Source organism: Streptomyces zinciresistens K42 (assembly GCF_000225525.1).
In the GTDB taxonomy this organism is placed as follows: domain Bacteria; phylum Actinomycetota; class Actinomycetes; order Streptomycetales; family Streptomycetaceae; genus Streptomyces; species Streptomyces zinciresistens.
Map to the genome: position 1 here is coordinate 15,808 of NZ_AGBF01000046.1, position 26,581 is coordinate 42,388.

Below are 26,581 nucleotides of genomic sequence, written 5' to 3' on the forward strand. Positions count from 1 at the left end.
CGTGTGCCGCGCCTTCCCGGCGAGCCCGCGGGGGGCGGTGCGTGACGAACCGTCATCCATGGTGCCCGGCACGGCACATGGCGACGCCCCCTCACTCCGGCGGGCGCAGGCGGGCGCTCTTCAGCGCCATGTGCAGCAGGAGGCGGTCCTCGCCGTCGTCCAGGTCCAGGCCCGTCAGCTGCTCGACCCGGGACAGCCGGTAGTAGAGGGTCTGGCGGTGGATGCCCAGCTCGCCCGCCGTGCGGCCGGCCTGGCCCGCGCAGTCGAGGTAGACCTCGGCGGTGCGGGCGAGCGCGCGCTGGGCGGGGGACAGGAGCGGGGCGACCGCCGGGTCGTGGACCGGCCCGGCGGGCAGGGAGGCCAGCAGGCGGTAGGGGCCGATACCCGACCACTCGGCCACGGGACCCAGCCGCGGCTCCGCCAGCGCGGCGCGGGCGGCGGCCGACGCCTCGCGCCAGACGGTCGCCAACTCGGCCAGCCCGGAACGCGGTTCACCGACACCGGCCACCGTACGCGCCACGCCCCGCACGCCGGGACGGGCTCGCGGCGCCCGCTCGTCCGGGGCGTCCTTCAGCAGCCGGGACGCCGCCGCGACGGCCGCCGTGCGCACCTCCGGCGAACGCAGCCGCACCAGGACGGCGAGGCCCCGGCCCGCCGCCCCCCACGGCACCGAGCACAGCGCGGTCGCGTGCGGCACCGTACGCACCGACGGGGCGTCGTCGGGCCCGGACGAGGGCCAGGGCGCCACGCAGACCACCGTGTGCACGCCGTCCGCGCGCGGGCCGAGCGCCGTGCGCAGTTCGGCGACCGCCATGTCGCCCGGCCAGCCCGGCTCGGCCAGCAGCGCGGCCCGCAGCTCCCGGCTGAGGTCCGCGCCGTGCTGGGCCTCGTCGGCGAGCAGCGCGCCGATCCGGGAGGTCACCGCCATCGCGTCCGCCAGCTGCCGGTCGGTGGGGCCGGGATCGTCGTCGAGGAGCCAGACGTAGCCGAGGACGACACCCCGATGGCGTACCGGGAGGCAGATCCGTCCGCGGTGCACCCCCGCCTCCGGGGTGCGGGGGATGCGCACCGGGCCGGTCGCGCGGGTGATCCCGAAGCCCTCGAACCAGGTCCGCACGGCCGCCGTGGAGCGGCGGGTCAGGATCGAGCGGGTGCGGACGGGGTCCAGCGCCGAGGCGTCGAGCTCGCCCTCGCTGTCGTAGGCGCCGAAGGCGATCAGCTCGAAGTCGCGGTTCTCCAGGGTCGCGGGGGCGTCCAGGAGCTCGGAGATCTCGTCCACCAGCTCCTGGTAGTCACCCTTGTGTGCGGACGTCACCCGGGCATTCTCCCGCACTTCCCGGGGTCCTTCATACACCTGTCTGAGATCGGCGGCGCGGATGCGTGACAGCTGTCGATGGCAGAGGATCGGAGGGATCCTTAGGTTTCACGGTGGTTCTCCGTGCCGTGTCCCGCTGGTCGGGATGCGGCCGCTCTCTCGCTGTTCTGTGGAGGTGCCCCGTGCTGGGTCCCGTGATTCTCGCCGCGTCGCGCAGCGACCGGATGCGACGCCTGATCTCGGCGGCCCCGGTGACGAAGCAGGTCGTCGACCGCTTCATCCCCGGCGAGACCGTCGACCAGATCGTGCCGGTCGTCGAGGAGCTCACCGGCAAGGGCCTCGAACTGACGATGGACGTCGTCGGCGAGGACATCACCCGGCCCGAGCAGGCCGCCGCCGCCCGGGACGCCTATCTGCGCCTGGTCGACCGGATCAAGGACCTGGAGCTCGGCGAGCGCGTCGAGATGTCCGTCAAGCTGTCCATGTTCGGGCAGGCGCTGGAGGGCGGCCACGAGCTGGCCCTCGCCAACGTCCGCCCGGTCGTCGAGGCCGCCGCCGCCATCGGCACCACGGTCACCCTCGACGCGGAGGACCACACCACCCTCGACTCGATGTTCGCCATCCACGAGGAGCTGCGGAAGGACTTCCCCCAGACCGGCTGCGTCATCCAGGCGTACCTCTTCCGCACCGAGGCCGACGCCCGCCGCCTCGCGGGGAACGGCAGCCGCGTGCGGCTCGTCAAGGGCGCCTACAAGGAGCCCGCCGAGGTCGCCTTCCAGCAGAAGCGGGAGATCGACAAGGCGTACGTGAGAATCCTGAGGATCCTCATGGAGGGCACCGGGTACCCGATGATCGGCTCCCACGACCCGCGTCTGATCTCCGTAGCCCAGGAACTCGCCCGGCGTGCCGGGCGCAAGCTGGACGAGTACGAGTTCCAGATGCTCTACGGCATCCGCAGCGACGAGCACCTGCGCCTCGCCGCCGAGGGGCACCGCATGCGCGTCTACACGGCCTACGGCACCGACTGGTACGGCTACTTCATGCGGCGCCTCGCGGAGAAGCCTGCCAACCTGCGCTTCTTCGTCCGCTCGATGGTCAGCAAGGGCTGAGCCAGACCCACCCGCCCGGTAAGGAGTTACGGAACTCATGGACGCTGTGACCCAGGTCCCCACCCCCGTCAATGAGCCGGTGCACGGCTACGCCCCCGGTTCGCCCGAGCGCGCCCGGCTGGAGGCCAAGCTCAAGGAGCTGGCCGAGAACCCGGTCGACCTGCCCTGCACCATCGGCGGCGAGCGGCGCATGGGCGGCGGCGAGCGCTTCGACGTCGTGCAGCCGCACCGTCACAAGGCCCGCCTCGGCACCTACGGCAACGCCACGCGGCAGGACGCCCAGGACGCCATCGACGCGGCCCTCGCCGCCGCTCCGGCCTGGCGCGCGATGTCCTTCGACGACCGCGCCGCGATCATCCTGCGCGCCGCCGAGCTGCTGGCCGGCCCGTGGCGCGAGACGCTGGCCGCCTCCACCATGCTGGGGCAGTCCAAGACCGCGCAGCAGGCCGAGATCGACACCCCCTGCGAGCTGGTCGACTTCTGGCGCTTCAACGTCGCGTACGCCCGTGACCTGCTCGCCGAGCAGCCGCCGGCGAACTCCCCGGGCGTGTGGAACCGGCTGGACCACCGCCCGCTGGAGGGCTTCGTCTACGCGATCACGCCGTTCAACTTCACGGCCATCGCCGGCAACCTGCCCACCGCCCCCGCGCTGATGGGCAACGTCGTCGTCTGGAAGCCGTCCCCGACGCAGACCCACGCCGCCGTGCTGCTGCTCCGGCTGCTGGAGGAGGCCGGCCTGCCCCCGGGCGTCATCAACCTCGTCACCGGTGACGGCATCGCCGTCTCCGAGGTCGCGCTGGAGCACCGCGACCTCGCCGGCATCCACTTCACCGGCTCGACGAAGACCTTCCAGTACCTGTGGAAGACGGTCGGCAACAACATCGAGAAGTACCGCTCCTACCCGCGCATCGTCGGCGAGACCGGCGGCAAGGACTTCGTCGTCGCCCACCCGAGCGCCGACCGGGCCGTGCTGAAGACCGCGCTGACCCGCGGCGCCTTCGAGTACCAGGGCCAGAAGTGCTCCGCGACCTCCCGGGCCTACATCCCGGCGTCGATCTGGAACTCCGGCTTCAAGGAGGAGTTCGCCGCCGAGGTCGACCACCTCGCCATGGGTGACGTCAGCGACCTGTCGAACTTCATCGGCGCCGTCATCGACGAGCGCGCCTTCGCCAAGAACAAGGCCGCCATCGACCGCGCCGGGTCCGACCCGTCCTGCACGATCGTCGCGGGCGGCTCCTACGACGACTCGGTCGGCTACTTCGTCCGCCCGACCGTCATCGAGTGCGCCGACCCGGAGAACGAGGTCTTCACGACCGAGTACTTCGGCCCCGTCCTCGCCGTGCACGTCTACGAGGACGACCGCTACGACGAGATGCTCGACCAGATGGAGTCGGTGTCCGCGTACGCGCTGACCGGCTCGGTCGTCTCCGCGGACCGCGCCGCCACGGCGCACACGATGGAGAAGCTGCGCTACGCGGCCGGCAACTTCTACATCAACGACAAGTCGACCGGCGCCGTCGTCGGCCAGCAGCCCTTCGGCGGCGGCCGCGCCTCCGGCACCAACGACAAGGCGGGCGCCCCGCAGAACCTGATGCGCTGGACGCTGACCCGCGCCATCAAGGAGACGCTGGTCGCGCCGACCGACTACACCTACCCGCACATGGGCTGACGCCCGCGGACGACGTGGAGGCCGGGTCCCGGGGGACCCGGCCTCCACGTCGTGTCCGGGGCGCGGCGGCGCTACTCGGCGATCTCCGTGCGCTCCCACCACTCGTAGACCGGCAGGGTGCCCTCCGCGGTGCCCGTGCTGCGCGACGTCGGCCGGAAGTGCTCGTACCCGCCGCGCAGCGGGACCTTCACGTCCGGGCCGGGGGACGGGAGCGGGACGACGCGTTCGGGCAGATCGTCCGGGCCGCCTTCGAGGAACACCTTCGCCGTGTCGTTCATGACGACAGCGTTCCCCCGCGCGCCGCGGGGCCCGTCGTGCCGGGCGCAGGATCAGCCGAGTGGCTGAGTCGCAGGTCAGCGGCGTGTGAGCCACTCCACCGTCTCAGATAGTAGGAAGTCCGAGTAATGGTGGAGACAGCGGCGGCCTCCTCCCTTAGCTTGGTGGGAGCCGAACGTCTCGCTCGACCAAGCGAATGGCGGTCGTGAGCCGGGCCCCGCGCAGGCAACCCCTGCGGCCCGCCCGCCGCCGCTCCGCGGCGCCCCCCCACGCCCGTGCGGCACCGGGGCAGTTTCCGTCACCCCCTGTTCCCTCCGCACTCCCGGACCGCTCAAGGAGTCGATTCCCCATGGCCGAGACGACCGCCCGCCCTCGCGTCCGCCGCCTCTCGCGTACGACCGAGGCCGACCGCAGGAACGCCGCCGCCGCCCTCCAGCGCGCCCTCGACCGCAGGGACAACGGCGGCGCCACCGGCCACCAGGCCGCCTGAGCCGCCCGGCCCACCCGCACACCACCTGGCACGGCCGCCGCACCGCGGCCCGACCCGGCCGGGAGCCGCACCCGATCGGGGTGCGGCGCGGCCTCACCCGCCGCGCCGCACCCCGAAGTGGTCGCCGCGCCCGCCCCGCGAGGTCGGCGCGGTACCGCGAGCCGGGCGCGCGCCCCGCCGTACGCCTCCGCCCTCAGGCGTCCAGCGCCACCACGCCGACGTCGCCGCACCGGAACGCGTACACGCCCGGCGCCCGGCGCGGGCCGACTCCTGCCCCGCGTACGGGTGGACACCGGTCGAGCCGCCGGGGCGCGTCCCGGCGCGCGCCCGTCCGGCTGTCCGTATGGCGGACGGGGCATGTCATCCCATGGGACGAAGGGTAGGGTGCCGACATGTCTCGCAGCATCGATCTCGCAGTGATCCCCGGTGACGGCATCGGCCAGGAGGTCGTGGCCGAGGGGCTGAAGGTCCTCTCCGCCGCCCTTCCCCAGGACGTGAAGCTGGAGACCAGGGAGTACGACTTCGGCGCCCGGCGCTACCACGCCACCGGTGAGACCCTCACCGACGCCGACCTCGACTCCCTCAAGCGGCACGACGCGATCCTGCTCGGCGCGATCGGCGACCCCGGCGTGCCCTCCGGCGTGCTGGAGCGCGGCTTCCTGCTCAAGCTGCGCTTCGCCTTCGACCACCACGTCAACCTGCGTCCGTCGAAGCTCCTGCCGGGTGTGGCCACGCCGCTGGCCGGCCAGCCCGAGATCGACTTCGTGGTGGTCCGCGAGGGGACCGAGGGCCCCTACACCGGCAACGGCGGCACCATCCGCAAGGGCACCCAGCACGAGGTCGCCACCGAGGTCTCGGTGAACACGGCCTTCGGTGTCGAGCGCGTGGTCCGCGACGCCTTCGCCCGTGCGCAGGCCCGTCCGCGCAGGAAGCTGGCGCTGATCCACAAGAACAACGTGCTGACCTTCGCGGGCCATCTGTGGACGGACGTCTTCAACCGGGTGGCCGAGGAGTTCCCCGAGGTCACCACCGAGTACATGCACGTCGACGCGGCGACCATCTACCTCGTCACCCAGCCCGAGCGGTTCGACGTCATCGTCACCGACAACCTCTTCGGCGACATCATCACCGACCTCGCCGCGGCCGTCTCCGGCGGCATCGGCGTCGCCGCGTCCGGCAACATCAACCCGGACCGCGTCTTCCCGTCGATGTTCGAGCCCGTGCACGGCTCGGCCCCGGACATCGCCGGCCAGGGCAAGGCCGACCCCACCGCCACGGTCCTGTCCGTCGCCCTGCTCCTGCGCCACCTCGGCCACGACACCGAGGCCGACCGCATCGAGGACGCCGTCTCCGCGGACCTCGCGGAGCGCGCCGGCAGGCCCGCCCGCAGCACGTCGGAGATCGGCGACGCGCTGGCCGTACGCGTAGCCGGCTGACCCGCGCCTCTCGGATCCCCTTCGAAGCCGCCGGGTCGTTCCGTACCCGGCGGCTTCCCCCTGTCCGCCGCCGGGTGACACCATCGACCCCGGGTCGTGCTCTCACGCCGACGCCGCCGGACAGGCCGATTTCCTCCGCGGCTCCCCCTTGCGATAATCGAACACGGAGCCGCGGAATGAAGGAATGCTCGGACGTCCTAGTGTCGCGACGGGGCGGACATCGCCTGCTGCGGCACCAGCACTGGCCACAGGCCGTCACGGCGTGAGCGCGGCCCGCCACAACCGAACCGGTGAAGGACACCCACTCATGACGACGCCCACGATCGAGCTCAAGCCGTCCGCCAGCCCGCTCGCCGCCGCCGAGCGCGAGGCGATACTGGCCAACCCGGGGTTCGGCCGCCACTTCACCGACCACATGGTGACGATCAAGTGGACCGAGGGCCGCGGCTGGCACGACGGCCGGCTGGTGCCGTACGCGCCGCTCTCGCTCGACCCGGCCACCATGGTCCTGCACTACGCGCAGGAGATCTTCGAGGGACTGAAGGCGTACCGCCGGCCCGACGGGTCCGTCGCCACCTTCCGCCCCGAGAAGAACGCCGCGCGCTTCCGGTCCTCCGCCCGCCGGCTCGGCATGCCGGAACTGCCCGCCGAGATGTTCATCGAGGCGTGCGACGCCCTCGTCCGGCAGGACCTGGCCTGGGTGCCGCAGCACGGCGGCGAGGAATCCCTCTACCTGCGCCCGTTCATGATCGCGACCGAGGTCGGCCTCGGGGTGAAGCCGGCCGGCGAGTACCTGTTCCTCGTCATCGCCTCCCCGGCCGGGGCCTACTTCCCCGGCGGCGTGCAGCCCGTGTCCATCTGGGTCTCCGAGGACCACGTCCGCGCGGTCCCGGGCGGCATGGGCGACGCCAAGACGGGCGGCAACTACGCCGCCTCCCTGCTGGCCCAGGCCGAGGCCGCCGCCGAGGGCTGCGCCCAGGTCTGCTACCTCGACGCGGTCGAGCGCACGTGGGTCGAGGAACTCGGCGGGATGAACCTGTACTTCGTGTACGGCGACCGGATCGTCACGCCGTCGCTGACCGGTTCCATCCTGGAGGGCGTCACCCGTGACTCCCTGCTCGACGTCGCCCGCGACCTCGGCTACACCGCCGAGGAGGGCCGCGTCTCCGTCGACCAGTGGCAGCGCGACTCGGAGAACGGCACCCTGACCGAGGTCTTCGCCTGCGGCACCGCCGCGGTCATCACCCCGGTCGGCACGGTCAAGCGCACGGGCGCCCAGTGGCAGCAGGGCGACGGCGAGCCCGGCGAGGTGACCATGCGGCTGCGCACCGCCCTGCTCGACATCCAGCGCGGCACGGCCGAGGACCGCCACGGCTGGATGCACCGGCTGGCCTAGGCCGTCGTGGTCAGGGCCGCCGCGGACTCCCCGTCCGCGGCGGCCCCCGCGCGTTCCGGGGTGTCACCGCGGGTCAGCAGCCAGTACGCCGCCCCGCCCACCAGCCCCGACAGCAGGAAGCTGCAGTCCACGCCGCCGGTCAGCGCCAGCAGCGGGCCCTCGTACGACGGCAGGGAGACGGCGAGCAGTCCGACCACCGCGCCCAGCGCCCAGGCGAGCGTCGCGGGGACGTTCCAGCCGGAGCGGTACCAGTAGATCCCGCCCCGGGCGCGGCGGTTGAAGACCTGGAGCGCGTCCGCGTCGTAGACGCCGCGGCAGCGGGCGAAGCCGATCAGGGTGATGACCGCCCACGGGGTGCCGATCGCCGTCAGCAGCAGTACGAAGGACGTCATGGCGTCCTGCGCGCTGGAGGCGTAGTGGCCGGCGAAGACGCACGCGGTCGCGACGACGGCGACGGCGTAGGTGGCCCGCGCGCGTGAGGCGCGCGGCAGGATGGCGTCCAGGTCGAGGCCCATGGAGTAGAGCATCAGGCCCGCGTTGCCGACCGACCCCGCCGAGGCGGCGAGCAGCAGCGGCAGGAGGTACCAGGTGGGGGCGGCGTCGACCAGCGGCCCCGCGTAGTCGAGCGCCGCGCGGGCCGCGTACGCCGTGAACGTGCCGAAGAGCTGCGGGACCAGCAGGCCCAGGATCAGGCCGAGCCAGGTCGCGCGCAGCACCCGGCGGGCGGAGTGGCGGCGGGGGGAGATGTAGCGGGTGTAGTCGCCGAGCAGGGTGATGAAGGCGATCGGCCCGGACAGTCCGGCGGCCACCGCGGCCAGCAGCCAGGTCGGCCAGAAGCCGCCCAGCAGATAGCCGCCGGCCTCCGGCAGCGCGGCGGTCGTGAAGCCCGGGGCGTAGGCGATCACGCCGAGGACGAGCAGGGCCGTCATGCCGATCGCGAGCACCCGGGACATGGCGAGCAGCACGCGGTAGCCGTACACCGCGCCGGCCACGGTCGCGGCGGCGAGCAGTGCGTAGACGACGCCGTAGGACAGGTCGTCGGCCGGGACGCCGACGAGCCGGTTCAGGACGCCGACCATCACGTCCCCGCCGATCCAGACGGTCAGGGCGGAGTAGCCGAGGGCCAGCAGCAGTCCGACCACGGAGCCGACCAGCCGGCCCCGGACCCCGAACTGGGCGCCGGAGGAGGTCGACAGGTTCGTCGCCGTGCGCAGCGAGACGAGCGCGAGCGGGGCGGTCAGGGCGGTGCCGACGAGCGTGCCGGCCACGATCGCGCTCACCGACGCCCACCAGCCCAGTCCGAACGACGGGGGCAGCCAGCCGAAGACGATGACGCCCAGGCAGAGGTTGGACCCCAGCAGGATCGAGACGAGATCGCGCGGACCGCTCGTGCGTTCCTCGTCCGGGATGGTGTCGACTCCGTGCTGTTCCAAGGACGGCATGGCTGGTCTCCCTCAGTTAGAGTGCCGTTCAATCTGAGGTGCTGGTGGGCTGTGCGTCAACCCTTTGCTTACCGCGATTCCCTGTTTAGAGTGATGCTCTAAGTCAAGGGACGGCAAGGAAGGTCCGCGGCATGAGACTGACCCCCACGGAACGTGACCGGCTGCTGCTGTTCGGCGCCGCGGAGCTGGCCAGGGCGCGCCGGGCCCGCGGGCTGCGGCTGAACGTTCCCGAGGCGACCGCGCTCATCGCGGACACCGTGTGCGAGGCCGCCCGCGACGGGCTGCGCCTCGCCGAGGCGATCGACCGCGCCCGGTCCGTGCTCGGTCCCGACGACGTGCTGCCGGGCGTGGCCGACGTGGTCACCGAGGTGCACGTCGAGGCCGTGTTCGACGACGGCTCGCGGCTCGCGGTCGTCGCCGCGCCGATCGGCGGGGGGCTCGGCGACCGCGCGCCGGGCGCGCTGCTGCCCGGACCGGCCCACCCGGAGCCCGAGCCCGCCGCGGTGCTGACGGTCACCAACACCGCCGCCGTGCCCGTCTCCGTCACCTCCCACTTCCACTTCTTCGAGGCCAACCCCCGCCTGGACTTCCCCCGCGAACGGGCCTACGGGATGCGCCTCGCCGTCCCCGCCGGCTCCTCCGTGCGCTTCGGGCCGGGGGAGAGCGTCGAGGTCGGGCTCCTGCCGATCGGCGGCGACCGCGTCGCGATCGGCTTCGCGGGCCTCGTCGACGGACCGCTGGACGCCCCGGGCGCCCGCGAGGAGGCCCTGCGCCGCGCCGCGGCCTGCGGCTACCTCGGCGCCCCGGACACGGCGGCCCGGCACGTCCCTTCCGGTGCCGCGGCCCCGTCCGCCCCGCTCACCCACCCCGGCCAGGAGGTCCCCCGATGAGTCGTCCAGGAGGGCATCCGGCCGAGCGGCGGCGGCTCACGCCCCACGAGTACGCCGCCACCCACGGGCCGCGCGCCGGGGACCGCGTGCGCCTCGGTGACTCCGGGCTCACCGTCCGCGTCGAGTCCGACTCCCAGCGCCCCGGCGACGAGTTCCTCGCCGGCTTCGGCAAGACCGCCCGCGACGGGCTGCACCTGAAGGCCGCCGCCGTGCGGGAGACCTGTGACGTCGTCGTCAGCAACGTCGTCGTCATCGACGCCGCGCTCGGCATCCGCAAGGTCTCCCTCGGCATCCGCGAGGGCCGGATCTGCTCGATCGGGCGGGCCGGGAACCCCGACACCCTCGACGGGGTGGACGTCGTCGTCGGCACCGGCACCTCCATCGTGTCCGGCGAGGGGCTCATCGCCACCGCCGGGGCGGTCGACACCCATGTCCACCTGCTGTCGCCGCGCATCATGGAAGCCTCGCTGGCCTCCGGTGTCACCACCGTCATCGGCCAGGAGTTCGGGCCCGTGTGGGGCGTCGGCGTCAACTCGCCCTGGGCGCTGCGCCACGCCTTCAACGCCTTCGACGCCTGGCCGGTCAACATCGGCTTCCTGGGCCGGGGTTCGTCCTCCCACGCCGCCCCGCTGATCGAGGCCCTCGCCGAGGGCGGCGCGAGCGGCTTCAAGGTGCACGAGGACATGGGCGCCCACACCCGCGCGCTGGACACGGCGCTGCGGGTCGCCGAGGAGCACGACGTCCAGGTGGCCCTGCACAGCGACGGTCTGAACGAGTGCCTGTCCGTCGAGGACACCCTGCGGGTGCTGGAGGGCCGCACCGTCCACGCCTTCCACATCGAGGGCTGCGGCGGCGGACACGTCCCCAACGTGCTGAAGATGGCGGGCGTCCCGAACGTCATCGGCTCCTCCACCAACCCCACCCTGCCCTTCGGCCGGGACGCCGTCGCCGAGCACTACGGCATGATCGTCTCCGTCCACGACCTCAAGACCGACCTGCCCGGCGACGCCGCCATGGCCCGCGACCGCATCCGCGCCGGGACCATGGGCGCCGAGGACGTACTGCACGACCTGGGCGCCATCGGCATCACCTCCTCCGACGCCCAGGGCATGGGCCGGGCCGGCGAGACCGTGCGCCGCACCTTCGCGATGGCCGGGAAGATGAAGGCCGAGTTCGGCGCCCCCGCCGACCACGACAACGAGCGCGTCCTGCGGTACATGGCCAAGCTCACCATCAACCCGGCCCTCGCCCACGGCCTCGCCCACGAGGTCGGCTCGCTGGAGGTCGGCAAGCTCGCCGACATCGTGCTGTGGCGGCCGGAGTTCTTCGGCGCCAAGCCGCAGCTCGTGCTCAAGTCCGGCTTCCCCGCCTACGGTGTGGTCGGCGACCCCAACGCCGCCACCGACACCTGTGAACCCCTCGTCCTCGGACCGCAGTTCGGGGCGTACGGCGCCACCCCCGCCGACCTCTCCGTGGCGTTCGTCGCCCAGGCCGCCGTCGACCTGGGAGGCGACGCGATGCCGACCCGGCGCCGCCGGGTCGCCGTGCGCGGCACCCGCGGCATCGGCCCCGCCGACCTGCGGCTCAACTCCCGCACCGGAGCCGTCGACGTCGACCAGCGCACCGGCCTGGTCACGCTCGACGGGGAACCGCTGCGCTCCGAGCCCGCCGAGTCCGTCTCCCTCAACCGCCTCTACTTCCTCTAGGGATCACGATGTCCGCAGCCGCCGACGGCTTCCGCATGCCCGCCGAGTGGGCCCCCCACGAGCGCACCTGGATGGCCTGGCCGGGGCCCAACCCGACCTTCGACGCCCCCGGCGAACTCGCCGCCGCCCGCCGCGCGTGGGCGTCCGTGGCCCGTGCCGTCCGCCGCTTCGAGCCGGTGACGGTGGTGTGCGGGCCGGGTCAGTCGGCCGGGGCGCGGACCCTGCTCGGCGACGGCGTCGAGACCGTGGAACGCGACCTGGACGACGCCTGGATGCGGGACGTCGGCCCCACGTTCCTGACCGACGGGCGGGGCCGGCTCGCCGCCGTCGACTGGACGTTCAACGGCTGGGGCGCCCAGGAGTGGGCCCGCTGGGAGCACGACGCGAAGATCGGCGCGTACGTCTCCGACCTCGCCGGGGCGAGCCGGACGTACGCCTCGCGGCTCGTCAACGAGGGCGGCGGCATCCACGTCGACGGCGAGGGCACCGTCCTGCTGACGGAGACGGTCCAGCTCGGCCCGGAGCGCAACCCCGGCTGGACGCGCGAGGAGGTGGAGGCCGAGATCCACGCCATGCTCGGCACCCGCAGGGCGATCTGGCTGCCGCGCGGCCTCACCGGCGACTATCCGCCCCACGGCTTCGGCACCCTCGGCCACGTCGACATCGTGGCCGCCTTCGCCCGCCCCGGTGTCGTCGTGGTGCACGTCCAGCCCGACCCGGCCCACCCCGACCACGAGATCGGCAAGGAGACCGCCGGACTGCTGCGGGGGCACCCGGACGCGCGCGGCCGCCGGCTGGAGGTGGTCGAGGTGCCCGCCCCGACCGTCCTGGAGGCGGACGGCCACTGGGCCGACTACTCCTACATCAACCACTACCTCTGCAACGACGGCGTCGTCCTGTGCGGTTTCGACGACCCGCGCGACGAGATCGCGGCCGGCATCTTCCGCCGCCTGTTCCCGCGGCGGACGGTGACGCTCGTGGACGCCCGTACGATCTTCGCGGGCGGTGGAGGCATCCACTGCGTCACCCAGCAGCAGCCGAAGGTCTAGGGGACCCCCTCCGGGCCGCGCCGGCTGCGGAGAAGGAGCCCCGGATGGCCGGTGGGCGCAGGCAGGCGCCGCCGCGCGACGACGTCCTGGCCGCCGCCATGGAGATGATCGCCGAACGCGGTCTGGAGAAGCTGACCATGGCGGCGCTCGGCCGGGAGGTCGGGATGAGCAGCGGCCACCTCCTCTACTACTTCCGCTCCAAGGACGAACTGCTGCTGCGGACCCTGGAGTGGAGCGAGGGCCGCCTCGGCGCCGAGCGCGGCCGGCTGCTGACCCGGCCCGCCTCCGCCCGGGACCGGCTCGACGCCTACGTCGACCTCTACGTGCCCGACGGCCACCGCGACCCGCACTGGACCCTCTGGCTGGAGGTCTGGAACCGCTCGCTCAACGCCGGCTACGACGGCCGCGAGCGCCAGGCCGCCATCGAGGGCGCCTGGCACCGGGACCTGGTGGCGCTGATCGCGGAGGGCGTCTCCCGCGGCGAGTTCCGGCCCGTCGACCCGGACCGCTTCGCCGCCCGGCTGCGGGCCCTCCTCGACGGCTTCTCCATCCACGTGGCCATCGCCCTCGGCGGCGCCGACCGGGACCGCGTCCTGAGCCATGTGCGGGAGTTCCTCGGCGACGGCCTCCTCGCGGACGGCTGAGCCCGCCCGCGGTGACCACGGCGCTGCTCGCATCCTGAGACGGGCGGTGAGCTGCGGGACGACCTGTGCCACACTTCCCCCGTGCTCTCGTTCGCCATGATTATTGGCAGCAGGCGCGCCGGTCCGCAGTGACCACCACGTACGACCAGGTACGGGTGGACACCGTCGTCCTCGACCCGCGCGCAGACCTCTCGCACCCGCGAGGGGTTTTTCTGTTTCCCGGCCCAACCACAGCCGGGCGAGGAGCGTGAGGGACCATAGGTGGGGGCGGTGGAGCCGGTCATTCCGGTAGACCGAGATCCAACACAGGAGCCTGACGACCATGACCGCAACCAGCGAGCCCGACGACTCGTTCCACGTCTTCGACACCACCCTGCGCGACGGCGCCCAGCGGGAGGGCATCAACCTCACCGTCGCCGACAAGCTGGCCATCGCACGGCACCTGGACGACTTCGGCGTGGGCTTCATCGAGGGCGGCTGGCCCGGCGCCAACCCGCGGGACACCGAGTTCTTCTCCCGCGCCCGGCAGGAGATCGACTTCCGGCACGCCCAGCTGGTCGCCTTCGGCGCCACCCGCCGCGCGGGCGGCAAGGCCGCCGAGGACCCGCAGGTCAACGCGCTCCTGGACTCGGGCGCCCCGGTGATCACCCTGGTCGCGAAGTCCCACGACCGGCACGTCGAACTCGCGCTGCGCACCACCCTGGACGAGAACCTGGAGATGATCCGCGACACCGTGGCCCACCTGCGCGCCCAGGGCCGCCGCGTCTTCGTGGACTGCGAGCACTTCTTCGACGGCTACCGCGCCAACCCCGAGTACGCCAAGTCCGTCGTGCGCACCGCCGCCGAGGCCGGCGCCGACGTCGTGATCCTCTGCGACACCAACGGCGGCATGCTCCCCGCCCAGGTCCAGGCCGTCGTCGCCACGGTCCTCGCCGACACGGGCGCCCGGCTCGGCATCCACGCCCAGGACGACACCGGCTGCGCGGTCGCCAACACCCTCGCCGCGGTCGACGCGGGCGCCACCCACGTCCAGTGCACGGCGAACGGCTACGGCGAGCGCGTGGGCAACGCCAACCTGTTCCCGGTCGTGGCGGCCCTGGAGCTGAAGTACGGCAAGCAGGTCCTGCCCGAGGGCCGGCTGCGCGAGATGACCCGGATCTCGCACGCCGTCGCCGAGGTCGTCAACCTCACCCCGTCCACGCACCAGCCCTACGTCGGCGTCTCCGCCTTCGCGCACAAGGCCGGACTGCACGCCTCCGCGATCAAGGTCGACCCGGACCTGTACCAGCACATCGACCCCGAGCAGGTCGGCAACACCATGCGGATGCTGGTCTCCGACATGGCCGGGCGCGCCTCCATCGAGCTCAAGGGCAAGGAGCTGGGCATCGACCTCGGCGGCGACCGGGAGCTGGTCGGCCGGGTCGTGGACCGGGTCAAGGAGCGCGAGCTCGCGGGCTACACCTACGAGGCCGCCGACGCCTCCTTCGAGCTGCTGCTGCGCGCCGAGGTCGAGGGCAGACCGCTGACGTACTTCCAGGTCGAGTCCTGGCGCGCGATCGTCGAGGACCGCCCGGACGGCACCCACGCCAACGAGGCCACCGTCAAGCTGTGGGCCAAGAGCGAGCGCATCGTCGCCACCGCCGAGGGCAATGGCCCGGTGAACGCCCTCGACCGGTCGCTGAGGGTGGCGCTGGAGAAGATCTACCCCCAGCTCGCCAAGCTCGACCTCGTCGACTACAAGGTCCGCATCCTGGAGGGCGTCCACGGCACGCAGTCCACGACCCGCGTGCTGATCTCCACCTCCGACGGCACGGGGGAGTGGTCCACGGTCGGGGTCGCGGACAACGTCATCGCCGCCTCCTGGCAGGCACTGGAGGACGCCTACACCTACGGGCTGCTGCGGGCGGGTGTGGTCCCGGCCGAGTAGGCAGCCCCGCCCGAGCGCTCGACGGCACCCGCGCGGACCGGCGTCCGCGCGGGTGCCGTCGAGCGCCGGCGTGCCCGGCCGCGGCGTGGGCAAGTGACGGCTTCCACCGGGCCCCGCGGGCTCGCGCCTTCAGGAGGTGAAGGGACAACTCCACTGATCCGGACGGGAGTCGGGCGCGTACCGGTTCCGGTGTGAAGTCTTGACGGCATTGCGGGGCGTCAGTTAACTCACGTCGTGAGGTAAGTCACCAGTGGATTACTGAGAGTCGAGGGACCGTTCCATGCGAAGAACCGCCCTGCTCGTCTCCGCAGCCCTGTGCGCCACCCTCCTCCCGCTCACCGCCGCGGCCGGGCCCGCGGCCGGTGCCGACGACCCGGCCCCGGTCTCCGTGGACCGCTTCGAGGGCGAGGTGCCCTTCGCGAACCCGCCCGCCGAGGGCATCTTCACCTGGGGCGGCGACAACGACGATCCCCCCACCCTGCGGCTGGCCGCCCGCGACGACGCCCCCGAGGGCGAGAAGGTGCTGGCCGGCACCTACGACATCAGCGGCTACGGCGGCTTCACCCACGACTTCGCCTTCGCCGAACCCGCCCGGGACTGGTCCGACCGCAAGGGCGTCCGCCTGTGGTGGGAGGGCCAGGACAACGGCAAGAAGATCACCTTCGAGCTCAAGGACGGCGGCGCCAACGGCGAGGCGTCCGAGCTGTGGACGACGTCCTTCACCGACGACTTCACCGGCTGGAAACAGATCGAACTGCCGTTCACGTCCTTCACCTACCGTACGGACTACCAGCCCGTCGGCGGCATCGACCAGGTCCTCGGCCTCACCGAGACCTGGGGCTACTCCGTCACCCTGCCCGTCGGGGTCCAGGGGCGGTTCGCCATGGACGGGGTCGAGCTGTACGGCCGCGCCGACCCGGCCCTGAGCGCCTCCGTCGTCACCGACGCCGCCGTGTACCCCGTCGACGAGGGCCGCACCGCCACCGCCCGGGTCACCGTCGCCACCACGGGCTCCGTCCCGCTGGAGGAGCCGGTCACGGTCGCCTACGAGACCTCCGGCGGCAGCGCCGAACCCGGCAGGGACTACACGCCGGTCGCCGGGACCGTCACCTTCCCGGCGGGCACCGCCTCGGGCACCAGCCGCCTGGTGCGCGTCCCGACGCTGAAGGACAGGGCGGCGGAGCCCGCCGAGACGATCCCGCTGAAGCTCACCGTCACCGGCGCCAAGGCCCCCGCCGAGACCCCGCAGGTGGTCCTCGACGCGCACGGACTGCCGTACCTCGACAAGACGCTGCCGGTGCGCAAGCGCGTCGCCGACCTGGTGTCGCGGATGTCGCTGGAGGAGAAGGCCGGCCAGATGACCCAGGCCGAGCGCGGCGCGCTCTCGAACGCCGGGGACATCGCCGCGTACGACCTCGGCTCGGTCCTGTCCGGCGGCGGCTCCACACCGACGCCCAACACCCCCGCGGCCTGGGCGAGCATGGTCGACGGCTTCCAGCTCCGGGCGCAGGCGACCCGCTTCCAGATCCCGCTGATCTACGGCGTCGACGCGGTGCACGGCCACAACAACCTGGTCGGCGCGACGATCCTGCCGCACAACGTCGGCATCGGCGCGAGCCGCGACCCCCAGATCGCCTACCAGGCCGGCGCGGTGACGGCCGCCGAGACCCGGGCCACCGGCATCCCCTGGGACTTCGCGCCCTGCCTGTGCGTGTCCCGCGACGACCGCTGGGGACGCGCGTACGAGTCCTTCGGCGAGGACCCGGCCCTGGTCGAGTCCATGGAGACGGTCATCCAGGGCCTCCAGGGCGCCCCGGACGGCAGGGACCTCAAGAACAACAACCGGGTCCTCGCCACCGCCAAGCACTTCGTCGGCGACGGCGGCACCGACTACGGCTCCTCGACCACCGGGACGTACACCATCGACCAGGGCGTCACCAGAACCACCCGACAACAGCTCGACGCGGTCCATCTCTCGCCGTACCGGGCGGCGGTGAAACGCGGCGTCGGCACGGTCATGCCGTCCTACTCCTCGCTCGACCTCATCGGTGACGGCAAGGGCCCGGTCAAGATGCACGCCCGCGGCGACATGATCAACGGCGAGCTCAAGGGCAGGATGGGCTTCCAGGGCTTCGTCATCAGCGACTGGAACGGCATCGACCAGATCCCCGGCGACTACGCCTCGGACGTGCGCACCTCGGTCAACGCCGGTGTCGACATGGTCATGGCGCCCTACGCCTACAAGGACTTCCGCTCCGCCCTCGTCGCCGAGAGCAGGGCCGGGCGCGTCAGCGAGCAGCGGATCGACGACGCCGTCTCCCGCATCCTCACCCAGAAGTTCCGCCTCGGGCTCTTCGAGAAGCCGTACGCCGACACCAGCGGCGCCTCGAAGATCGGCTCCCCCGAGCACCGCGCCGTGGCGCGCAAGGCGGTGGCCGCCTCGCAGGTGCTGCTGAAGAACACCGGCGGACTGCTGCCCCTGAAGAAGTCGCAGAAGCTGTACGTCGCCGGGTCCAACGCCGACGACATCGGCAACCAGAGCGGCGGCTGGACCATCACCTGGCAGGGCTCGTCCGGCGACATCACCCCCGGGACCACGGTCCTGGAGGCGATGCGGAAGAACTCCTCGCGGATCACCTGGTCCAAGGACGCCTCCGCGCCGCTCGGCGGCTACGACGCGGGCGTGGTCGTCGTCGGCGAGACCCCCTACGCCGAGGGCGTGGGCGACGTCGGCAACGGCAACGACCTGCGGCTGACCGAAGCCGACCAGGCCACGGTGGACAAGGTGTGCGGCGCCATGAAGTGCGCGGTGCTGATCGTCTCCGGGCGCCCGCAGCTCATCGACGACCCGCAGCTGGCCGGGATCGACTCCCTCGTCGCCTCCTGGCTGCCCGGCACCGAGGGCGACGGCGTGGCCGACGTCCTCTTCGGCAAGCGGCCCTTCACCGGGCAGCTCCCGGTGACCTGGCCCAAGAGCGAGGCCCAGCTGCCGATCAACGTCGGTGACGCCTCCTACGATCCGCGCTTCCCGTTCGGCTGGGGCCTGACGACGCTCGGCAGGGCACCCGCGGGCGGCGGCACGGCCCTCAAGGCGCTCGCGCTCGCGGCCCGCGCCGCCGAGCGGGCCGGCGCGCAGTCCGCGGGCCGGGCGATCGTCACCCGGGCGCGGCTGATCGTCCAGGACAGGGCGGTCGGCGCGGGGATCACCGAGGCGGTGTCGAAACCCTTCGCCGAAGCCGACCGGCTGCTGCTCACCGGGCGCTACGGGGCGGCGGTGGACAGACTGAGCGCGGCCTACCGGGCGGCCTGAGCCGCCGCCCGGCAGGCGGCGGCACCTCCCGGGGCGCCGGGACCGGCGGGCACCCCGCCACCGGTCCCGGCGCCTTCGCCCCACGGATCGGGTAGCGTCGAGAGCATGAGCACTCGGCGCGTCCGGGGTCTCATGCGCTCGCTGATCGTGCCGGTCGCCGCGACCGCGGCGGTGCTCCTGGCCGGTACGCCCGGCGCCCATGCGGCCGCGGACCTCTCCCAGGTCGCCGAGGCGCTGCGCGCGGATCCCGTGTACGTGGACCCCGCCGCCTCGGACCAGCTGTCGTCCTCGGACGCCAAGGCGCTGTCCGACAAGATCAGGGACGCCGGCAAGCCGGTCTTCGTGGCCGTGCTGCCGGCCGACCAGCCCGAACGGGACGTCTTCCGCAACCTGCGCACCGAGACCGGGATCACCGGGCTGTACGCGATCCGCAGCGGCGCGGACTTCGGCGCGCGCGCCGACGCCGCCGTACTGTCCGGGCGGGGCGTGCGCAATCTCGTCACGGCCGTGCGCGGCGTGGACGATCCCAGGGCCCAGCTGAACGACTTCGTCGACGCGGCGCTGCGCGGCACCTCCGGGGCGGCGCCCGCCTCCTGGCGCGACGGCGGCGCGGGCGACGGCGTGGACACGGGCTCCCTGGTGGCGGTCGGCGCGGTGGCGGCCGCGGGCGCCGCGGGCGCGTACGCGGTCCTGCGGCGCAGGAGGCTGCGCCGGGAGGAGGAGCGGCGGGAGGCGCTGCGCAGGCTGCGCGTGGTGGTCGACGAGGACATCACGGCCTACGGCGAGGAACTGGAACGGCTGGACTTCCGCCCGGGTGAGCCGGGCGCCGACGACGCGGCGCGCGCGGACTACGAAAAGGCCCTGGACGCCTATGAGTCGGCGAAGGAGCGGATGGACCGGGCCACCGCGCCCGAGGACGTCAGGGCGGTCACCGAGGCCCTGGCGGACGGCCGCTTCTCCCTCGCCCGGCTGGCCGCCCGCCGGGAGGACCGGCCGCTGCCGCAGCGCCGGCCGCCGTGCTTCTTCGACCCGCGGCACGGCACCGCGGTGGCCGACACGGCGTGGACGCCGCCCGGCGGCACCGTGCGGGAGGTCCCGGTGTGCGCGGCCGACCGCACCCGGCTGGCCGCGGGCCGCGACCCGGTGGTCCGCGAGGTCGACACCGCGGACGGCCGCCGGCCGTACTGGGACGCGGGCCCCGCCTACGGGCCCTGGGCGGGCGGCTACTTCGGCGGCGGGCTCCTGCCCGGCCTGCTCGCCGGCACCCTGCTGGGCAGCCTGATGGCCGCACCCTCCTACGCGGCCGACTACGGCTCGGGCTACGGCGACTTCGGCACCGGCTACGAGGGCGGCGACGTCTCCGGCGCCGACTTCGACCCGGGCTCCTTCGGCGGCGGCTTCGACGGGGGAGGCGGGTTCGGCGACGGCGGTGGCGGCGGGGACTTCGGCGGCGGGGGCTTCTGAGGCGGAGGTCATCTGGGACGGAAGTCCGCCGGGTGGAGCCTCGTCGAGGTGGAGGCTCTCTTCGAAGTGGAGGCTCTTCGAGGGGCCGCCGCCCCTCAGTCCAGGCGGCGCGTCTCTCCCGGACCCGCGCACGACACGTGCCCCGCGCACGACACGGGCCCGGCACGCGAGGTGCCGGTGCCGGGCCCGGTGCCGCCGGGGTCAGAGCGTCGCCGCTCCCGCGGCGATGGCGGAGGCGAAGGTCGACACCTCGCTGTAGACGCCGGGCGCGTTCGGGCGCGCGCAGCCCTGGCCCCAGCTGACGATGCCGACCTGGATCCAGGCGTTGTTCGCGTCGCGCCGGAACATCGGACCGCCGGAGTCGCCCTGGCAGGTGTCGACGCCGCCCGAGGGCAGGCCGGCGCACATCTCGTCGCTCGCGACGAGGCCGCTGTAGCCGCTGTAGGCGCGGCACTGGGCGTCGCTGATGAACGGCACGTTCGCCTTGAGCATGTAGCGCTGCTGGGGACCGCCCTCGGTGGCCGCGCCCCAGCCGGCGACGGTGAAGGTACCGGAGTTGTACTGCGTCGTCGTGGCGATCTTCAGCGTCGGCAGGTTGACGGGCGCCGCGAGCTTGATCAGCGCCCAGTCCTTGCCGGTGCCGTTGTAGCCGGGCGCCCGGTACACGTACGTGGAACGCACCTGGACCCGGCCGCTGGTGGACTGGAGGTCCACGACACCGGCGGTGGCCGTGATGCCGGTGTTGGGGCCGGTCGAGCCGACGCAGTGCGCGGCGGTGAGCACGATCTGCTGGGTGTAGAGCGCGCCCCCGCAGCCCATGGAGAGCCGGACCATGAACGGGAACTCGCCCTGCGAGGCGCGCGATCCGCCGATGACGCGCCCGTCCGCGGCGTGGGCCGTCGACAGGGGCTGGAGGCTGACGATCGCGAGGGCGGCGGCGCCGAGGGCCGCGCATCTCTTGAGCGCGGTGAGGAGCTTCTTCAACGTGATGCCTTCCGTGGGGGGTTGGACATGCGAACGTGTGAAGCACGGTAATGTCAGGCTCATGCCAATAAGGGAAGTGCGAGCTGCGGATGACATGTGCCGGTCAAGCTGTTGCTGGATTATGGGAACCCCGTGACCGTCACCACAAGGGGCGGAATCCGGCCATGGTCGAAGACCTCCGCGCCCCCGCGCACCCCGCGCACCCTGCGCACCCCGCGCACCCTGCGCCCTCCGGGCCGGAAGCCGGGCCCGCGTCCTCAGGACCCACGGGCGCCGCGCGGACCGCGGTCAGGGGCGCGATGCGGTCAGGGGCGCGATGCCGTCAGGGGTGCGGTGCGATCCGGGCGCTCCGCCGCACGCAAAAGCTCCGCCGCACGCACGAGCACCCGCCCTCCCGGCGGGAGCCGGAGGGCGGGTGTGCTCGGGATGCGGGCGGGTCGGCTCGGCGGGGAGCCGGCCGGCTCACGCGTTCTTGATGGCGGAGATGTCGAAGTTCAGCTTGATCTTGTCGGAGACCAGCACGCCGCCCGTCTCCAGCGCGGCGTTCCAGGTCAGGCCCCACTCGGAGCGCAGCAGCTCCGCCTTGCCCTCGAAACCCACGCGCTCGTTGCCGAACGGGTCCTTCGCGGCGCCGTTGAACTCCAGGTCGATGGTGATCGGCCGGGTGGTGCCGAGGATGGACAGGTCGCCGGTGATGCGGTAGTCCTCGCCGCCCAGGGCCTCGGCCTTGGTGGAGCGGAAGGTCATGGTCGGGAACTCGTCCGTCTTGAAGAAGTCGGCGCTCTTCAGGTGGCCGTCCCGGTCCGCCGAACCGGTGTCGATGCTGTCCATCGTGATGTCCAGGGAGGCCGTGGACGCGGACGGCTCGCCGCCGTCCAGCCGCAGCGAGCCGCTGAAGTCCAGGAACTTGCCCTTGACGTTGGTGACCATGGCGTGCCGCGCCACGAAGCCCAGCGTGGAGTGCGCGGGGTCGATCGTGTAGTCGCCGGTCAGCGCGGCCGTCTCCGGGGCTGCGGTGGCGTCGGCGGCGGTCTCGGCGGCGTCCTTGCGGTTGAAGATGCCCATGGTGTGCTCCTCGCGAAGTGATGTTGAACGTTGAACTACTCAACGCGCATCACCGTAGACCTATTCCCTTCAATGTTCAACGTCTTCCGGGTGCGGTCCCGAGCGTGTCCCCGGAGTGACGCGCTGTCACGTGATAGGTCGTGGACATGCCTCCCACGCGCCGTGCCTTCCTGTACGCCGCCGCCCTCGCCCCGGCCGCCGCGACCGCGCCCCCGGCCCCTGCCGCCACCGCCGAAGCCGCGCCCCCGGCCGCGGTCCCGGAACGCGCCGCCCCCGCCGACCCGTACGACGCCCTGCGCCTGCGCTGGCTCGACATCGCCCTGGGCACCGGCTACGACCCGGCCGCGGAGCCGTACGCCTCCCGCCTCGCCGAGACCGGGGCCCTCGCCCGCGGCTTCCGCGCCACCATGGCGCCCACCCCCGCCTCGCTGTGGCCCGGCCACCCCTACGACCCGCCCGCGGGCATCACCCGGAGCTACCTCCGGCTGTGGACGATGGCTCAGGCCCACGTCCAGGAGGGCACCGGCTGCACGGGCGACCCGGGCCTGCTCGCCGACGTCCTGCGCGGCCTCGACCACCTCTCCGCCACCGCCTACCACCCCGGCGCCACTCCCTACGGCAACTGGTGGGAATGGCGGATCGGCAGCCCGCGCCCGCTGATGGACATCACGGCCGCCCTCCACGACCGCCTCGGCGCCGCCCGCGTCGAGGCGGCCTGCGCGGCGGTCGACCACTTCGTCCCCGACGCCCTGCTCACCGGCTACTCCGGTATCTCCACCGGTGCCAACCGCGTCGACCTGTGCCGCAGCGTCGCCCTGCGGGGCATCCTCGGCCGGGCCCCGGCGAGGACCGCGCTCGCCCGGGACGCCCTCTCCCCGGTCTTCCCCCACGTCACCGAGGGCGACGGCCTGTACGCCGACGGGTCGTTCGTGCAGCACACCCGGGTCGCCTACTCCGGCACCTACGGCCAGGTCCTCCTCGACGGCCTCGGCCGCCTCTTCGCACTGCTCGCCGGGTCCGCCTGGGAGGTGACGGACCCGAACCGGCAGATCGTCCTCGACGCCGTCGAGCGCGCGTACGCGCCGCTCCTGCACGACGGGTTGGTCATGGACGGCGTCAACGGCCGCGCCATCAGCCGGGGTTACCTCAAGGACGACGACCGGCGGGTCATGCGCGGCGACCACTACCACGGGCAGGGGATCATCGCCGCCGTCGCCCTGCTCGCGCGGGCCGCGAGCCCGGCGGAACGCGCACGCTGGTCCGGGCTCGTCAAAGGATGGATCGAACGGGACACCGTCACACCGATCCTGACGGCACGTCAGTTCGGCACGGGCGACCTCGCCCGGCTGCACGCCCTGGCCGCCTCGCCGGTCCCCGCCGCGCCCGCGCCCACCGGGCACCACCTGTTCGCGGCGATGGACCGGGCCGTGCACCGCCGCCCGCGCTTCACCGCGCACCTCGCCATGGCGAGCGACCGCATCGCGTACTACGAGTGCGGCAACGGCGAGAACCCCCGCGGCTGGCACACCGGCGCAGGAATGCTCTCCTGGTGGCCCGCCGGGCGCTCGGACCAGTACACGGACTGGTACTGGCCCACCGTCGACTGGTACCGCCTCCCCGGCACCACCGTCTCCACCCGCCGCCTTCCCGACCGCGCCGGCGGCGAGTGGGGCGCGCCCCGGCCGGCCGTCCGCTGGGTCGGCGGCGCGACGGACGGCGAGTTCGCGGTCCTCGGACAGCACCTCAGGGGCCTGGGTTCGACGCTGCGCGCCCGCAAGGCGTGGTTCTGCCTCGACGACACCGTGGTCTGCCTCGGCGCCGGGATCACCTGCGCGGACGGCGTACCCGTCGAGACCGTCGTCGACAACCGCAACCTGGGGGAGGGCGGCGGCCAGGTGTGCGTACGCCGTCCCGGCTGGGCCCATCTGGAGGGGCACGGCGGCTGGGTGGTGCCCGGAGGCGGCCTGCGCGCCCTGCGCGAGGACCGCACCGGCGCCTGGGCCGACATCAACACCGCGAGCACCGCCGAGCGCCGCACCCGCCGCTGGCAGACCCTCTGGCTGGACCACGGCACCGACCCCGTCGACGCGGCCTACGTCTACCTGCTGATGCCCGGCGCCCGCCGCCGCGAGGTGGCCGCCCGCGCCGCCGACCGCCGCTGGCTGGCCGTCCTCGCCAACGACGACGCCCGCCAGGCCGTCCACGTCCTCTCCCTCGGCGTGACGGCCGCCGCCTTCTGGACGGCCGGCACCGCGGGGCCGCTCACCGCCTCCGCCGGGGCCGCCGTGCTGCTCCGGCGGCGGGCCGGGGCCGCTACCCTCTGGGTGAGCGAGCCGCCGCGCACCGGCGAGCCGCTGGAGATCGGCTGGGACCGTCCCGTGCGGCGGGTCCTGCGGGCCGACGACGCGGTCGAGATCCTCGCGACGCGCCCCCGTCTGAGGGTCCGCGTCACTCCGGGGACGGTATGCGTGAGCCATCGCTGCGAGGTCGTTCCCGGCTGACAATTTTATGGGGACCTTACAACGCGCAGGCCCTCTGAGCAGTCGGAAGGGCTGCACGCGGGGATGGTTCTGTTCAGTGGCACCAGGAAAACGCTCCGGAGACTGTACGGAGTCAACGGCTCGCTTTCCCCGGTGCCCTTCGTATGGTCACTACATGACCGTTTTGGATGAGGCACCGGGCGAGCCGATCGACGCACGCGGGCGGACCGCCGAGCTGCGCGAGATCCGCGCGCGGGCGCTGGCCGGCCCGAGCGAGAAGGCGACCGCGGCGCAGCACGCCAAGGGCAAGCTGACCGCCCGGGAGCGGATCGAGCTGCTGCTGGACCCGGGTTCCTTCCGGGAGGTCGAGCAGTTGCGGCGGCACCGGGCCCAGGGCTTCGGTCTGGAGGCCAAGAACCCGTACACCGACGGTGTCGTCACCGGCTGGGGCACGGTGGAGGGCCGTACGGTCTTCGTCTACGCCCATGACTTCCGCATCTTCGGCGGCGCGCTGGGCGAGGCCCACGCCACCAAGATCCACAAGATCATGGACATGGCCATCGCGGCGGGTGCCCCGCTGGTCTCGCTGAACGACGGCGCCGGCGCCCGCATCCAGGAGGGCGTCTCGGCCCTCGCCGGCTACGGCGGCATCTTCCAGCGCAACACCCGGGCCAGCGGCGTCATCCCGCAGATCTCGGTCATGCTCGGCCCGTGCGCGGGCGGCGCGGCCTACAGCCCCGCCCTCACGGACTTCGTCTTCATGGTCCGCGAGACCTCGCAGATGTTCATCACCGGCCCCGACGTGGTCAAGGCGGTGACGGGCGAGGAGATCACCCAGAACGGCCTCGGCGGCGCCGACGTGCACGCCGAGACCTCCGGTGTCTGCCACTTCGCGTACGACGACGAGGAGACGTGCATCGCCGAGGTGCGCTACCTGCTCTCGCTCCTGCCGCAGAACAACCGGGAGAACCCGCCCCGGGTGGAGCCCTCGGACGCCCCCGACCGCCGCGGCGAGGTGCTCCTCGACCTGGTCCCGGCGGACGGCAACCGGCCGTACGACATGACCAAGGTCATCGAGGAGATCGTCGACGACGGCGAGTACCTGGAGGTCCACGAGCGCTGGGCGCGGAACATCATCTGCGCGCTGGCCCGCCTGGACGGCCAGGTCGTCGGCATCGTCGCCAACCAGCCGCAGTCGCTCGCCGGGGTGCTGGACATCGAGGCGTCCGAGAAGGCCGCCCGCTTCGTGCAGATGTGCGATGCCTTCAACATCCCGATCATCACGTTCCTCGACGTGCCGGGCTTCCTCCCCGGCGTCGACCAGGAGCACGGCGGCATCATCCGCCACGGCGCCAAGCTCCTGTACGCCTACTGCAACGCCACGGTGCCGCGGATCTCGCTGATCCTGCGCAAGGCGTACGGCGGCGCGTACATCGTCATGGACAGCCAGTCCATCGGCGCCGACCTCACCTACGCCTGGCCGACCAACGAGATCGCCGTGATGGGCGCCGAGGGCGCGGCCAACGTCATCTTCCGCCGTCAGATCGCCGACGCCGAGGACCCCGAGGCCATGCGGGCGCGCATGGTCAAGGAGTACAAGTCCGAGCTGATGCACCCGTACTACGCGGCCGAGCGCGGTCTCGTGGACGACGTCATCGACCCCGCGGAGACCCGCGAGGTCCTGGTGAGGTCCCTGGCGATGCTGCACACGAAGCACGCGGACCTGCCGTCCCGCAAGCACGGCAACCCCCCGCAGTAACCCGCCCGTACCGCTGCGGAAACCTCATCCACGGAGACTGACACCCATGAACCTCCCTGACATCCGCGTCGAGAAGGGCCACGCCGGTCCCGAGGAGGTCGCGGCCATCACCGCGATCCTGCTGGCCCGCGCCGCCGCGCGGCCGGCCGCCGCCCCGGCCCGCCGCGGCC

General features: G+C 73.0%; 20 protein-coding genes. 15 read left to right on the top strand and 5 right to left on the bottom strand.

Annotation, left to right across the window (positions count from 1 at the left end):
• Positions 1–91 precede the first annotated feature (91 nt).
• Positions 92–1,315: a PucR family transcriptional regulator gene (locus SZN_RS16020; RefSeq protein ID WP_007496179.1), complete on the bottom strand. Its 1,224-nt coding sequence runs from the start codon at positions 1,313–1,315 to the stop codon at positions 92–94.
• A gap of 182 nt (positions 1,316–1,497) precedes the next feature.
• On the opposite strand from SZN_RS16020, the gene SZN_RS16025 reads away from it, so the two are divergent.
• Together SZN_RS16025 and pruA are read left to right on the top strand one after the other, a co-directional pair.
• On the top strand, positions 1,498–2,424 hold the full coding sequence (locus SZN_RS16025; RefSeq protein ID WP_007496181.1) for a proline dehydrogenase family protein: 927 nt from the start codon (positions 1,498–1,500) through the stop codon (positions 2,422–2,424).
• Between the two features lie 37 nt (positions 2,425–2,461).
• Positions 2,462–4,093 (top strand): L-glutamate gamma-semialdehyde dehydrogenase, encoded by a 1,632-nt coding sequence (pruA, locus tag SZN_RS16030; RefSeq protein WP_007496183.1) that lies wholly within the window; start codon positions 2,462–2,464, stop codon positions 4,091–4,093.
• A 71-nt stretch (positions 4,094–4,164) separates the two neighbouring features.
• Here pruA and SZN_RS16035 read toward each other — a convergent pair whose 3' ends face one another.
• On the bottom strand, positions 4,165–4,371 hold the full coding sequence (locus SZN_RS16035) for a DUF5988 family protein (RefSeq protein WP_007496184.1): 207 nt from the start codon (positions 4,369–4,371) through the stop codon (positions 4,165–4,167).
• A gap of 347 nt (positions 4,372–4,718) precedes the next feature.
• On the opposite strand from SZN_RS16035, the gene SZN_RS39775 reads away from it, so the two are divergent.
• The 3 genes from SZN_RS39775 to SZN_RS16045 all read left to right on the top strand — a co-directional run bounded on the left by SZN_RS39775 (position 4,719) and on the right by SZN_RS16045 (position 7,691).
• Positions 4,719–4,859, top strand: coding sequence for a hypothetical protein (locus SZN_RS39775; protein ID WP_007496185.1), 141 nt, complete (start codon positions 4,719–4,721; stop codon positions 4,857–4,859).
• A 392-nt stretch (positions 4,860–5,251) separates the two neighbouring features.
• Positions 5,252–6,295, top strand: a complete 1,044-nt coding sequence (locus SZN_RS16040; RefSeq protein WP_007496187.1) for a 3-isopropylmalate dehydrogenase — start codon at positions 5,252–5,254, stop codon at positions 6,293–6,295.
• Between the two features lie 307 nt (positions 6,296–6,602).
• Positions 6,603–7,691, top strand: a complete 1,089-nt coding sequence (locus tag SZN_RS16045; RefSeq protein WP_007496189.1) for a branched-chain amino acid aminotransferase — start codon at positions 6,603–6,605, stop codon at positions 7,689–7,691.
• On the opposite strand, the gene SZN_RS16050 is transcribed toward SZN_RS16045, so the two are convergent.
• Positions 7,688–9,133 (bottom strand): cytosine permease, encoded by a 1,446-nt coding sequence (locus SZN_RS16050; protein WP_007496191.1) that lies wholly within the window; start codon positions 9,131–9,133, stop codon positions 7,688–7,690. The two genes, SZN_RS16045 and SZN_RS16050, sit on opposite strands and share 4 nt — an antisense overlap.
• A 131-nt stretch (positions 9,134–9,264) precedes the next feature.
• Here SZN_RS16050 and ureA point away from each other — a divergent pair, with 131 nt between their 5' ends.
• The 7 genes from ureA (at position 9,265) to SZN_RS41415 (ending at position 20,123) form a co-directional block, all read left to right on the top strand.
• A complete protein-coding gene (ureA, locus tag SZN_RS16055; protein ID WP_007496193.1) occupies positions 9,265–10,023 on the top strand; it encodes an urease subunit gamma in 759 nt (252 codons plus the stop codon).
• Complete coding sequence (locus tag SZN_RS16060) at positions 10,020–11,729, top strand: urease subunit alpha (RefSeq protein WP_007496195.1); 1,710 nt, start codon at positions 10,020–10,022, stop codon at positions 11,727–11,729. Before ureA ends, SZN_RS16060 begins: the two co-directional genes overlap by 4 nt.
• 8 nt (positions 11,730–11,737) lie before the next feature.
• Complete coding sequence (locus SZN_RS16065; RefSeq protein WP_007496197.1) at positions 11,738–12,778, top strand: agmatine deiminase family protein; 1,041 nt, start codon at positions 11,738–11,740, stop codon at positions 12,776–12,778.
• Between the two features lie 44 nt (positions 12,779–12,822).
• Positions 12,823–13,422 carry a TetR/AcrR family transcriptional regulator gene (locus SZN_RS16070; protein WP_007496198.1) on the top strand — a complete coding sequence of 200 codons (600 nt, stop codon included), beginning with the start codon at positions 12,823–12,825 and terminating at the stop codon, positions 13,420–13,422.
• A 322-nt stretch (positions 13,423–13,744) separates the two neighbouring features.
• Complete coding sequence (gene cimA, locus SZN_RS16075; RefSeq protein ID WP_007496200.1) at positions 13,745–15,349, top strand: citramalate synthase; 1,605 nt, start codon at positions 13,745–13,747, stop codon at positions 15,347–15,349.
• 280 nt (positions 15,350–15,629) lie between these two features.
• Complete coding sequence (locus SZN_RS16080) at positions 15,630–18,659, top strand: glycoside hydrolase family 3 protein (RefSeq protein ID WP_007496202.1); 3,030 nt, start codon at positions 15,630–15,632, stop codon at positions 18,657–18,659.
• A gap of 105 nt (positions 18,660–18,764) precedes the next feature.
• Positions 18,765–20,123 carry a hypothetical protein gene (locus SZN_RS41415; RefSeq protein ID WP_043731005.1) on the top strand — a complete coding sequence of 453 codons (1,359 nt, stop codon included), beginning with the start codon at positions 18,765–18,767 and terminating at the stop codon, positions 20,121–20,123.
• 201 nt (positions 20,124–20,324) lie between these two features.
• Here SZN_RS41415 and SZN_RS16090 read toward each other — a convergent pair whose 3' ends face one another.
• Together SZN_RS16090 and SZN_RS16095 are read right to left on the bottom strand one after the other, a co-directional pair.
• Positions 20,325–21,107, bottom strand: a complete 783-nt coding sequence (locus SZN_RS16090) for a S1 family peptidase (protein WP_007496205.1) — start codon at positions 21,105–21,107, stop codon at positions 20,325–20,327.
• Between the two features lie 462 nt (positions 21,108–21,569).
• Positions 21,570–22,172: a YceI family protein gene (locus SZN_RS16095; RefSeq protein ID WP_007496209.1), complete on the bottom strand. Its 603-nt coding sequence runs from the start codon at positions 22,170–22,172 to the stop codon at positions 21,570–21,572.
• 146 nt (positions 22,173–22,318) lie between these two features.
• Between SZN_RS16095 and SZN_RS16100 the strand changes: the two genes are divergently transcribed.
• From SZN_RS16100 to SZN_RS38690, 3 genes are all read left to right on the top strand, one after another.
• Positions 22,319–24,673, top strand: coding sequence for a polysaccharide lyase 8 family protein (locus SZN_RS16100; RefSeq protein WP_043731017.1), 2,355 nt, complete (start codon positions 22,319–22,321; stop codon positions 24,671–24,673).
• A 154-nt stretch (positions 24,674–24,827) separates the two neighbouring features.
• Entirely contained in the window at positions 24,828–26,411 is a 1,584-nt protein-coding gene (locus SZN_RS16105) for an acyl-CoA carboxylase subunit beta (protein ID WP_043731008.1), read from the top strand.
• A 46-nt stretch (positions 26,412–26,457) separates the two neighbouring features.
• The coding region (locus tag SZN_RS38690; protein ID WP_007496215.1) for an acyl-CoA carboxylase subunit epsilon at positions 26,458–26,581 on the top strand (124 nt) is incomplete at its 3' end.

What these genes read in the sequence shown, in the direction of transcription:
- pruA (WP_007496183.1), top strand. Translation starts at nt 2,462, where the DNA reads ATGGACGCTGTGACCCAGGTCCCCACCCCCGTCAATGAGCCGGTGCAC.
- SZN_RS16035 (WP_007496184.1), bottom strand. Translation starts at nt 4,371, where the DNA reads ATGAACGACACGGCGAAGGTGTTCCTCGAAGGCGGCCCGGACGATCTG.
- SZN_RS39775 (WP_007496185.1), top strand. Translation starts at nt 4,719, where the DNA reads ATGGCCGAGACGACCGCCCGCCCTCGCGTCCGCCGCCTCTCGCGTACG.
- SZN_RS16040 (WP_007496187.1), top strand. Translation starts at nt 5,252, where the DNA reads ATGTCTCGCAGCATCGATCTCGCAGTGATCCCCGGTGACGGCATCGGC.
- SZN_RS16045 (WP_007496189.1), top strand. Translation starts at nt 6,603, where the DNA reads ATGACGACGCCCACGATCGAGCTCAAGCCGTCCGCCAGCCCGCTCGCC.
- SZN_RS16050 (WP_007496191.1), bottom strand. Translation starts at nt 9,133, where the DNA reads ATGCCGTCCTTGGAACAGCACGGAGTCGACACCATCCCGGACGAGGAA.
- ureA (WP_007496193.1), top strand. Translation starts at nt 9,265, where the DNA reads ATGAGACTGACCCCCACGGAACGTGACCGGCTGCTGCTGTTCGGCGCC.
- SZN_RS16060 (WP_007496195.1), top strand. Translation starts at nt 10,020, where the DNA reads ATGAGTCGTCCAGGAGGGCATCCGGCCGAGCGGCGGCGGCTCACGCCC.
- SZN_RS16065 (WP_007496197.1), top strand. Translation starts at nt 11,738, where the DNA reads ATGTCCGCAGCCGCCGACGGCTTCCGCATGCCCGCCGAGTGGGCCCCC.
- SZN_RS16070 (WP_007496198.1), top strand. Translation starts at nt 12,823, where the DNA reads ATGGCCGGTGGGCGCAGGCAGGCGCCGCCGCGCGACGACGTCCTGGCC.
- cimA (WP_007496200.1), top strand. Translation starts at nt 13,745, where the DNA reads ATGACCGCAACCAGCGAGCCCGACGACTCGTTCCACGTCTTCGACACC.
- SZN_RS16080 (WP_007496202.1), top strand. Translation starts at nt 15,630, where the DNA reads ATGCGAAGAACCGCCCTGCTCGTCTCCGCAGCCCTGTGCGCCACCCTC.
- SZN_RS41415 (WP_043731005.1), top strand. Translation starts at nt 18,765, where the DNA reads ATGAGCACTCGGCGCGTCCGGGGTCTCATGCGCTCGCTGATCGTGCCG.
- SZN_RS16095 (WP_007496209.1), bottom strand. Translation starts at nt 22,172, where the DNA reads ATGGGCATCTTCAACCGCAAGGACGCCGCCGAGACCGCCGCCGACGCC.
- SZN_RS16100 (WP_043731017.1), top strand. Translation starts at nt 22,319, where the DNA reads ATGCCTCCCACGCGCCGTGCCTTCCTGTACGCCGCCGCCCTCGCCCCG.
- SZN_RS16105 (WP_043731008.1), top strand. Translation starts at nt 24,828, where the DNA reads ATGACCGTTTTGGATGAGGCACCGGGCGAGCCGATCGACGCACGCGGG.